This window comes from Roseivivax sediminis (genome assembly GCF_900112685.1).
Taxonomy (GTDB): Bacteria; Pseudomonadota; Alphaproteobacteria; order Rhodobacterales; family Rhodobacteraceae; genus Roseivivax; species Roseivivax sediminis.
Genome location: NZ_FOMS01000009.1, coordinates 171,793 through 182,300 on the forward strand (window position 1 = coordinate 171,793; position 10,508 = coordinate 182,300).

Sequence of the window (10,508 nt, forward strand, 5' to 3'; positions counted from 1 at the left end):
GCAACGACACCGGGACCAGATGACCACACCGATCTTCGTCGTGATGGCCGTGTTCCGGCCCGACGCACAGCACCTGGAGGCACAGCTTGCTTCCATCGCGGCGCAGCGGGACGCGGCGCCGCACCTTGTCGCGGTGATCGCCGACGCGGTCTCCGGCACGCTTGTCACCGAGACCGCCGATCGGGTCGGCCTGCCGGTGTCGCTGGTCCCTTCGGATGAAGAACTGGACGCCGTCCGCGCCTTCGAGGCGGGCCTTCTGGACGTCGTCGATCGAGCGCAGACCATGGACGAGGAGCCGCTTATCGCGCTCTCGGACCAGGACGACATCTGGCACGCGGACCGTCTGTCGCGCGGCATCTCGGCCTTGCGCGACAAACACCTGCAACTGGTGCATTCGGATGCCCGGCTCGTCGCCGGGGACGGCACCACCGAGATCGCGCCGTCGATGTTCCGCTTCGAGCGCCGCAAGCGCAAGCCGGGCCTGCGGGGCCTGCTCTATCGCAACAACATCACCGGGATGACGCTGCTGATGCGGCTGCGGGTGGCGCAGCTTGCGGTGCCCTTCCCACCGCAATCGGGGGTGCACTTCTACCACGATCTCTGGCTCGGCCTCATCGCCGCGGCGACGGGCGGGATCGGCTATATCGACGCGCCGCTCGTCGATTACCGCCAGCACGGCAAGAACGCCATCGGGGCGGTCGATCGGCAGGCTGGCTGGCTGCGCGGCAAACCGGCGGGCGACAAGCGCCGTCTGCCCGACAAGATGTGGCTGCGGCGCGAGGCCGCCGCCTATGCGCTTGCGCGCTATCTCGCCCAATCGACGCACAACCGGATCGTCGACGCCGTAGCCGACGGAAATCTGCCGGTCGGCATCGCCCACTTGCGCCCTCTCCGGCCCTATCTTCGCCGGACCTTCGGGGCCGGCGTTCATCTGCTGGACGCGGCCCGGCTCGCGGCGACCGGGCACCTGGCGCTGGCGCGGATCGCCACGGGCTTTTGGATCACGAGCGTCGGCCGCACCGTCTGGACCCTGCGCGAAGCGCTCGGCCCCGGCCGGAGCCTCGCCATCGAAAGGTTCGACGAGCGGCTCTTCTCGCTGTCGCCGGGTCAGCGCCCGCGGGCGCCGCAATCGGTCAAGCCACCGAAGATCTCGCCGCACAATCACGAGGGCCAGATCGATCCGCGCAAATCGCCGCGATGGAGCCCGGACCTGACCGCTCCGGAGCCGGCCTTCGTCGTGCTGGTCCCCACGCTCAACCCTTCCGAGATCTTCGCAGGTATCGTCACCGCGCTGGATTTCGGGCTGGGACTGGCCGAGCGGGGCGCGCGCGTGCGCTTCGTTGCGACCGACCTGCCGGTCTCCTCGAACGCCGCCTCGCGCAGCTTCGTGGCCAAGCGCCTGTCGGCGGCGGCGCGGGCGGCCGGCGCGGGCGACCGGATCTCCATCCATTGCGGGGTGCAGTCGACAACCATACCGGCGCATCCCGGCGACGTCTTCCTGGCCACCGCCTGGTGGTCGGCGCACCTGGCCGAGACACTGATCCGCCGGAACGGGCTCGACCAGTCGCGGTTCTTCTATCTGATCCAGGACTACGAGCCGAATTTCTATGCCTGGGGCATGGAATATGCCGACGCGGTGGCAAGTTACGGTTTCGACTTCGAACCGATCTTCAACACCACGCTGCTGCGCGACTACTTTGCCGAAAGGGGCTGGGATTTCGCCAATCCCTCGGCGCTGGCCTTTCAGCCCTCGATCGACGTTGCGCGCTATGCCCGCAGCCCGCGCACCGGCGGCGGAACGCCGCGGCGGCTCGCGCTCTACGGGCGGCCGGAGGTGGCGCGCAACATGTACGGCACCGCCGTCGAGGCGCTCGCTCGGTTCGTGCGGGCGCGAGACCTCGGCCCGGACGACATTCAGCTGGTGTCCATCGGGCTGCCCCACGCGCCGCTGAAGATGCCCAACGGGCTGCTGCTGGAGAGCCTCGGCAAGCTGCCGTGGGAGGATTATCCCGGCTACCTCGCGGGCTGCGACCTCGGCTTGTCGCTGATGTACAGCCCGCACCCCTCGCACCCGCCGATCGAGATGGCCGCCTCGGGCATGCGGGTGGTCACCAACACCTTCGGGCCGAAGGATCTCAGCCGGCTCAGCCCGGCGATCCTCTCGGCCGAGCCCGAGGCGCGCGCGCTCGCTGCCGCGCTCGAGACGGCGTGGGACATGCCCCCGGTCACACAGGCGGAACGGGAGTTCGACCTCGGCACCCTGGGTGTCCCGAAGGAGCGGGCGATCGAGCTTCTGGCCGCAAAGATCCTGCCGCTTCTGCACAAGGATGCCGCATGAGCCGCCGGATCGTGCTGCACGTCGGCTCACCCAAATGCGGGTCGACCTACCTGCAAAGGGTCATGTTGCAGAACGCAGATACACTACTGGCGCACGGCATCCGCTATCCGCATGGCGGACAGACCCACCCGGGCAATGCAGGCGACACCGAAAACTGGACCCAGACGGATTACGACGCGCTGTTCGAGGGCGGAATCGAAACCGTGTTGCTCAGTCACGAGGATCTCTATTCCAAGCCGAATTTCGCCAAGCCGCTTCTGAAGGCCGCCGAGGCCGAGGGTGCCCAGGTTCAGGTCGTCGTTTTCCTGCGGCCTTTCTCGGATTTCCTGTTCGGCGACTACTCGCAGTTCATGAAACAGAACTTCTGGCGCTACCTCGAAACCCGCAATCCCTATGACGGGGAAAGCTTCCGGGACGTGATCGACCGCCGGCTACGGCGACTGAAACCGGCGCGGTTCCTGCGGAACTGGCAGTCGGCGGTGCGAGGCACCAGGGTCCGCGTGGCAGGACATCGCGACATCCGCGCGACGATGGAGGATCTGCTGGGGCCGCTGCCGCTTGACTGGACGGTGGAGCGGCACGCGACCAACCCGTCCCTCAGGATGGAGGATTGCGAGCGCATCGCCGACGCCCTGCGCCGCCCCTGGGTGCCGCGCGAGGTGATCGAACAGATGTACCGCGATGCCTTTCACAAGGTGGACCGGCCCGATGCCGGACGCAGCGCCGCGCGGCGGCGGGTGATCGAAACCCTCTTCGCGGAAGAGAACGCGCTGATCCTGAAGCAATACGGCTACGACAACCGCCTGCCCGACGCGGATATCGCGACCCTCCAGCCGTCCTAGGCGCTCTTGGGGCGCATCAGCTGCTGGTGATCGCGGATCGCCTGCTCCACGTCCTCGTAGAAGGTCAGGTTGCCGTCCTCGAGGATGGCCGCATGGTCGGCGAACTTCTTCACCTTGGGCATGGCATGGCTGACCATCACCGCGCCGGAGGTCTTCATCCGTTCGCGGAACACCGCATCGGACTTCGCGCTGAAGGCTGCATCCCCCACCGCGGTCACCTCGTCGACGAGATAGGTGTCGAAGTGGATGCCCATGGAGACCCCGAAGGCGAGCCGCGAACGCATGCCTGACGAATACGTCCGGAACGGCAGGTTGAAATGGTCACCGAGCTCCGCGAACTCTTCCACGAAGGCGCCAAGCTCGTCGGTATCGACACCGTAGACCCGCGCGATGAACCGGGTGTTCTGCAGCCCCGACAGCTCGGGGTGGAAGGACCCGGCAAAGCCCACAGGCCAGGAGACCGTACCGTGGGCGATGATCTCCCCCGAATCGGGTTCCATCGCGCCGGCGAGCATCCGCAGCAGCGACGATTTACCCGCGCCGTTCCGGCCGAGGATCGCGACCGTCTTGCCCGCGGGGAAGACCGCGTTGATGTTGTCGGCCACCGTCTTTCTGCGGCCGTGCAGCACGAAGGTCTTGCAGAGATTGCGCAGCTCGATCATCGGCGCCTCGATCCCGTGTCCGGTCCGGCGCTTCAGCGCCGGTCGCGCAACGAATAGTAGATCATCGTGCCGATCACCCAGGTGATGAACAGAAACCCGGCAACCATCCCCAGGAGCACCCAGCGGCGCGGGAATTCCGGCGTCTCCGCCAGCGTCGGCTGCACGTAGCTTGCAAGATATCGTGACTGCCGCTGCGCTTCGGCCAACGCGCCGTCCCGTGCGGCGCGAGACGACAGATACGCCTGTTCAGCGAATTCCAGATCGGCCTGCAGCGCCTCGTATTCCTCCAGTAGACCGGAATAGGACTGCCCGTTCGGGCCCGTCTGCGTGCCCTCGGCGCCGCTTTCCTGACCAAGCTGGGACCGTTCGTCGGCGATCTGGCCGCGGATGGCGCGAATCCGGCGGTCGATGTCGGCGACGCGCGGATCGGACGAATTGCTCTCCAGCAGCGTGGCGCGTTCCACCAACGCTTCGGCAAGCTGCTGTTGCAGCGCGTTGACCACACCCATCTGGCCCTGGATGTCGGCCTGCGGGTCGATAATGCCGGTGCGATTGCGGAAGGCGGTCGTGGCCTGCCGTGCCTCGCGCAACCGATCCTCGGCGCGTTCCAGCTCTTCCTCGGCGTAGCGCATGGCGTCGGCCCGCGCGATGGTCGACAGCTGGTTGATCATCTGGCTGCTCTGGTCGTAGATCGCGGCCGCCACCGTCTGCGCATCCTCCGGATCGAAGGCGAGCACACGCACTTCGATCAGGCCCGATCCCCGATCATAGAAGACCTTAACCATCTGCTGCCAATAGCGCCACAGCGCCTCGATCCGGGCATCTTCGCCGAGCGTGAAGTACGGATCGCCATCGACGCTGTACATTTCGCGCAAGGGCAGCTCTTCGGCGAGCCCCCGCACCATCTGCTGACTCTGGATGAATTCATAGAGGATGTCGGTATCCGACGACGAGGAGCCCGAGAGCTCCGTGATGCCGCCCAGCAGCTCCACCGCCGACCCGACCTCTTCGGTGCGCACCGAAAAACCGACGCGGCTGGCGTACTGGTCATGCGCTATGGCGAACAGGTAGAACGCGCAGAACAACGCCGGTCCGACGACCCAAAGCAGGAATGAGAGCGCAAGAAGCACATGGCGCCGCTGCACGCGGGCCGGCTGCGCGGGTGGGCGGATGGCCCCCGGCGCGGCGCCGGGGGGCTGGGCGGCACCGCCGCCGGCCGGTTGCACCGAGGGGGCCGGCTTGGCGGCACCAGCCTTCGCGGCCCTCGGGGCGTTCATCTTCGTGGGTTTGCCTTGCAGCCAACGGGGAAGGTCGTCACGGTTACCTTGTTCCGCGGCGTCGTCATCGTCGCGGCCGTGCTCTCTGGACTGGTCCACTTGGGCGCTCTTTCCTTCCGCTCGCGGCGCCCGGACTCGGGCAGCCGATGGTTGCGGTCTTCTCTAGCAAAGCCTCGCGGGCTATGCCAGAGACCGCACATGAGCGAGATTTCGGTCCCCAGGCCGCCTGCCGGCGCCGCACGCCCGCCAACCCGCCGCTTCGCGACGCCGCGGGTCATCGTGGCGTTGATGCTGCGCGAGATGTCCACGACCAACGGGCGGTCGCCCATGGGCTATCTCTGGGCGATTCTGGAGCCTGTCGCCGGCATCGCGCTTCTGTCGCTCGTCTTCGCGGCAGGCTTTCGTTCGCCGCCGATCGGCACCAACTTCGCGATTTTCTTCGCCTCCGGCGTATTGCCGTTTCTTGCGTATGTTGACCTCAACAACAAGGTTGCCACGGCGCAGCGTTTTTCCAAGCCGCTGCTGTCCTACCCCGGCGTGACCTTCATCGACACCATCGTGTCGCGCGTCATCCTGAACGCGATCACTCAGTCCCTGATCTGCTTCATTCTGTTCACCGGCATCATCGTCATGTTCGACCTCGACATGATCCTGAACGTCCCTGCGATCGCCTTGGGCTACGTCATGGCCTTCAGCCTCTCCATCGGCATTGGCACGCTGAATTCGTACTTTTTGACCATCTACCCGATCTGGGAAAAGATCTGGGCGATCTTCAACAGGCCGCTCTTCATCATCTCCTGCGTGATCTTCCTCTACGACACGGTTCCCCAGCCCTATCGCGACTGGCTCTGGTGGAACCCATTGATCCACATTGTCGGGCAGACCCGCTCGGGCGTTTTCGCGACATATGACGGCTCTTACGTGTCCTATGTCTACATCTTCTCGATCTCCGCGGTGACCTTCGCGGCCGGCCTTGTCCTGCTGCGCCGCTACCACCGTGACATGATCAACGTCTAGCACCGCCATCGCGGCGCAGCGCCTCGGCCGGGGCGCGGTAGGATACGGGCAGGAGGGCCGGATGGGCTGGCGCGGATATGTCGACAACGACCGCAGGGCGGTGTTCTTCTGGTCGCAGAAGGCGGCATGCACCTCGCTGTTCGGGTTTCTGTCCGACAACATGGCTAAGCCGCCGGAGAAGAAGATCTACTTCCACCAGGCCAGCCAGCCATTCCACGTCTGCCGCCCGCTGGTGGTGGACGAGGGCTACCGCTCCGTTATCCTGGTGCGGCATCCCACGCTGCGCACGATCAGCGCGTTTTTCAACAAGTTCTGTGTCTACCGCGGCCGTCCGCTGCGCCGCCGCCCCTTCCTGGAGCCCTTCGCCCGGGATCTGCACGACCTCTACTGCGACCGCACGGGTGCCGATCCGGTCTGGAACACGATGAGCTTCGAGGATTACCTCGACACGGTGGAGGCGCTTTTCGAGCGGAGGCCAGGCCCCGACACGCCCGTAAACGGACACTGGGAAACCCAGGTGCCGCCGATGATCCGCCGCGACCCGGCGTTCCGCTACGATCACGTGGTACACGTCGAACGTCTCGGCACCGAGATGCGCGGCCTCGCCGGTGCGCTCGGCATGCGCTACGCGGAAAAGACGGAGAACCGCACGCCGGTGGCCGAGACAGCCCCCCACGACGGGTATCTGGGCGACGTGGAGGCGCGGCGGATCAACGAATACGCCTTCGGCTACGAGAATTTCCTGACCGACGCGACGATCGACCGGATCGCGCAGCTCTATGCCCGCGATTTCGAGACCTTCGGCTACGATCCCGACCCGCGTGTCCCCGGCGGACCGCTGGGGCCGCCCAAGCCGACCACGCGGCTGCGCGACCGCCTTGGCGCGCTGCTCACGCGGGATCGCCCGGCCCGACATCGGCCTCCCTCGCGCAGGTCACGGTGATCGTCTGGTCCGGCCCGGTGCGGGACCGCCGGCTCACGAGGTATTCTGCGACCCCGCAAGGACCGGATCATCCGCCCCCTGCGATCTGGCTCGACCCGCGCGGCCTTCAGACGAAGAGGAAGTCCTCGGGTGTAAGGTCGGCGACGGAAACCCCGGCGACGATGATGGTCTGGCCGGCATAGGTCAGCGCAACCGCCGGATCGCCGTCATGGGTCGTCTCGGTAGGATTCAGTGTGGCCACCTTACCTGCGAGCCCGGTGCCCGGCGGATTGCCTACGCCGAGAAGCCGGATCACGTCCACGCCGTCCTCGAAGTCGGCGATCACGTCCACTGCGCCGATTTCTCCTCCGTTGAAGACGAAGACGTCCTCGCCCGCCCCGCCGGTCACGGTGTCGTTGCCGTCTCCGCCGTTGATCGTGTCGTTTCCGTCGCCGCCGAAGATCATGTCGTCGCGTCCGCCTCCGGCCAGGAAGTCGTTGCCGCCATTGCCGCGAATGGTGTCATCGCCTTCACCGCCGCCGACGCTGTCGTTGCCGGCGCCGGCCTCGATGTCGTCCCGGCCGGTGCCGCCGCCGAGATCGTCGTTGCCGCCGCCGCCGCGGACCGTGTCGTCGCCGAAGGAGGCGCCCATCGTGTCGCTGCCTTCGCCGCCTTCGATCAGGTCGTTGCCGGGTCCGCCAGCGACGACGTCGTTGCCGGGACCGCCGTCGATTTCGTCGTCGCCCTGTCCGCCGCCAAGCGTGTCGTTGCCGATGCCGCCGTTCAGTTCGTCGTCACCAAACCCGCCGCCCATGAAGTCAGCGCCACTGCCGCCGTTCGCGGTGTCGTTGCCGTTGCCGCCGGCGATGTTGTCGTTGCCGCCTTCGCCGTTCAGCAGATCGTCGCCGTCGTTGCCGATCAGGCCATCGGAATTGTTCCCGCCCTCGATCGTGTCGTCGTCGGCCCCGCCGAGCAGACGGTCGGAGCCGTCGCCGCCCTGGATCGAGTCGTCTCCTGCGCCGCCGTCCACGGTGTCGTTGCCGTCCCCGGCGATGACCGTGTCGTTGCCGCCGAGCGCGGCAATGGAATCGGCGCCGGGCGTACCGGTCAGCAGATCTGCGCCTTCGGTCGGCACTGCCTCTTCGACGTCGGTGACGTTGACGGTGAAGGTCCGGGTCGCGGTGCCGCCGTTGCCGTCCACCGCCTGCACGGTGACACCAAAGCTCGCCGCGGTCTCGAAGTCGAGCGGAGCAGCCGTCTCAAGGCTCGTCCCGTCGAGCGTGACACGCCCGCCGCCATCGTCGGTCAGGCTGTAGGTGATCGTGTCGCCCTCTGGATCGGTGGCCGAAACCGTGCCGATCGTGGTGCCGAGGCCGGCATCCTCTGGCACCGAATTGCCCGACAGCGCCAGGTTCTCGGGCGCTTCGTTCACGTCGGTGACCGAGATCGTGAAGGTCTCGGTGTCGGTCTCACCGTCGGGGTCGCTGACCTCGACCGTGATGTCGAAGGAGGGCGTGGTCTCGTGGTCCAGCGCCGCAGCCGTCTCGAGCGCGTTGCCGTCGAACTGGACAAGTCCGCCGGCGTCGTCGGTCAGCGTATAGGTGATCGGGTCGCCGTCGGGGTCGGTCACGGCGAGGCTGCCGATCTGCGTGCCGGGGGCGACATTCTCGTCGATGCTCTGGTTCGACAATCCGTCGATCGTCGGCGCCTCGTTCACATCGAGCACGGCGAATTGCGTGGGGAAGGAACCCTGGGTGCCGTTTCGCAGATCGTCGACGAGAACGGTGCCATCCTCCGTCCCGTCGGTGCGCCACAGCTCGTTGCCCTCGTCGCCGGTCGTGGCGCTGAAGTAGACGTAGTCGCCGACCTCCAGGAACTGACCCGGATTCGAGTTTGCGTTGCCCGGGTTGATGTCCTTTAGCATCATGGTGCCTGTCGGTGTGCCATCGGTGATCCAGAGTTCCCGGCCATCTGTCCCGTTCTGCGCCGCGAAAACCGCGCGCGTGCCGTCCCCGAACGGCGTGATTTCGGTCGGGAAGGACCCGTTCGCCCCGGCGAATATATCGAGCACGAGCTCCGTGCCGCCCGCGGTGCCGTCCGAGATCCAGAGCTCGTCGTTGAGTGTGCCGTCATCGGCACGAAACAACACGCCGTCGCCGAACTCCACCATCCCGGTGATGCCCGAGGAACTGCCGCCAGGCGCAATGTCGGCCAGCAGGAAGGTGCCCACCGCGCTGCCGTCGGAGCGCCACAGCTCCGATCCGTTCGCGCCGTCGTTGGCGTCGAAGAACAGGGTGTCACCGACAAGGACCATGTCGCCGGGGAAGGAGCTGAGCGCGCCGGCGCGGATATCCGAAACGAGGACGGTTCCGTCCTCCGTCCCGTCGGTCTTCCAGAGCTCGGTTCCATTCGTCCCGTCATTGGCGCTGAAATAGGCCACCGTGTCGCTCACGGCGTCCGGGAACGTGGTGGGGTTCGACCCGGTGGCACCCGGATTGATGTCCTTCAGAAGAACCGTTCCGCCGGTCGTGCCGTCGGAGATGAACGGCTCCTGCCCGCGGGAGGGATCCTGCGCCCGGAACAGCACGCCGTCCTGGAAGGCGACGATCCCGAAGGGGCTGCTGCTCAGCGCGCCGGGGCGGATATCGCGCACGAGCGACGTGCCGTTCGACGTGCCGTCCGTCACCCAGAGTTCGTTTCCGGTCACACCGGAATTCGAAGCGGCGAAGAAGGCCCGGTTGCCAACCTGGGTGAAGGGACCGGGAAACGAGTTGTTCGTGCCGGGCAGGATGTCCTCTATCAACTGCGTGCCGCCGGGCGTGCCGTCGGAGCCGAAGAGTTCCTGGCCGACATCGGTTCGGGTCGCGCGGAACACCACGCTTTCGCCGATGGAGGTCGTCAGGACCGGGAAGCTGCCGGTGGCCCCTGCCTCGATATCGGCGACGAGCGACACCGATCCGTCAGGGTTGACCACGTACGGCTCATTTCCGAGGGCGCCGTTGTTGGCGGTGAAGAAAAGCAACTCGGTCATGACAAATCCTTTCAGTATGCATTTTTCAAATATACCCCGGCGCCCCGTACGGAACGGTGCGGAGAACACCAGGATGTGCCCGAGTTTACCCTACGAAAACTTCTTCTCGAAGGATTCTTTGAGTGGCACCGGCCTGTCATTTGTATCAGTCTTTAGGTGTATCCGGCCCGGACTGACGCACGCTATGCGTGTTGAAAGAAGTGGATGTCGTCGAGCGTCCGGTTCCCGCCTCCAGTCCCGCGATGAGGATCGTCTGGCGCTTGTAGCCGAGCGAGATCACCGGGCAGCCGACGACAATTGCCGGGGTCGCGTGCGTCGAACCGTCCCGCGAATCCCGATCCCGGCGCGTTCGTCACACCTGTCAGGATGAGAGTGTCGAGACCGGACTCGACCAACCCTCGATCGGCGCGGGGCGGAGA

At 66.3% G+C, this 10,508-nt stretch carries 7 protein-coding genes; 4 read left to right on the top strand and 3 right to left on the bottom strand.

From position 1 onward, the window contains the following. Window positions 1-19 precede the first annotated feature (19 nt). Both F3H57_RS15065 and F3H57_RS15070 read left to right on the top strand, forming a co-directional pair. Window positions 20-2,338, top strand: coding sequence for a rhamnosyltransferase WsaF family glycosyltransferase (locus F3H57_RS15065; RefSeq protein ID WP_223163090.1), 2,319 nt, complete (start codon window positions 20-22; stop codon window positions 2,336-2,338). Next, window positions 2,335-3,180 (top strand): hypothetical protein, encoded by an 846-nt coding sequence (locus F3H57_RS15070; protein ID WP_149756748.1) that lies wholly within the window; start codon window positions 2,335-2,337, stop codon window positions 3,178-3,180. Before F3H57_RS15065 ends, F3H57_RS15070 begins: the two co-directional genes overlap by 4 nt. Here F3H57_RS15070 and F3H57_RS15075 read toward each other — a convergent pair. Together F3H57_RS15075 and F3H57_RS15080 are read right to left on the bottom strand one after the other, a co-directional pair. Beyond that, window positions 3,177-3,842: an ABC transporter ATP-binding protein gene (locus F3H57_RS15075; RefSeq protein WP_149756749.1), complete on the bottom strand. Its 666-nt coding sequence runs from the start codon at window positions 3,840-3,842 to the stop codon at window positions 3,177-3,179. The two genes, F3H57_RS15070 and F3H57_RS15075, sit on opposite strands and share 4 nt — an antisense overlap. A gap of 32 nt (window positions 3,843-3,874) precedes the next feature. Continuing rightward, window positions 3,875-5,119: a sugar transporter gene (locus F3H57_RS15080; RefSeq protein ID WP_223163091.1), complete on the bottom strand. Its 1,245-nt coding sequence runs from the start codon at window positions 5,117-5,119 to the stop codon at window positions 3,875-3,877. Between the two features lie 198 nt (window positions 5,120-5,317). Between F3H57_RS15080 and F3H57_RS15085 the strand changes: the two genes are divergently transcribed. Together F3H57_RS15085 and F3H57_RS15090 are read left to right on the top strand one after the other, a co-directional pair. Further along, window positions 5,318-6,136 (top strand): ABC transporter permease, encoded by an 819-nt coding sequence (locus F3H57_RS15085; protein ID WP_149756750.1) that lies wholly within the window; start codon window positions 5,318-5,320, stop codon window positions 6,134-6,136. Window positions 6,137-6,197: 61 nt separating this feature from the next. Beyond that, entirely contained in the window at window positions 6,198-7,079 is an 882-nt protein-coding gene (locus tag F3H57_RS15090) for a sulfotransferase family 2 domain-containing protein (protein ID WP_149756751.1), read from the top strand. Between the two features lie 106 nt (window positions 7,080-7,185). Here F3H57_RS15090 and F3H57_RS15095 read toward each other — a convergent pair whose 3' ends face one another. After that, window positions 7,186-10,089 (bottom strand): ELWxxDGT repeat protein, encoded by a 2,904-nt coding sequence (locus tag F3H57_RS15095; RefSeq protein ID WP_149756752.1) that lies wholly within the window; start codon window positions 10,087-10,089, stop codon window positions 7,186-7,188. Window positions 10,090-10,508 lie beyond the last annotated feature (419 nt).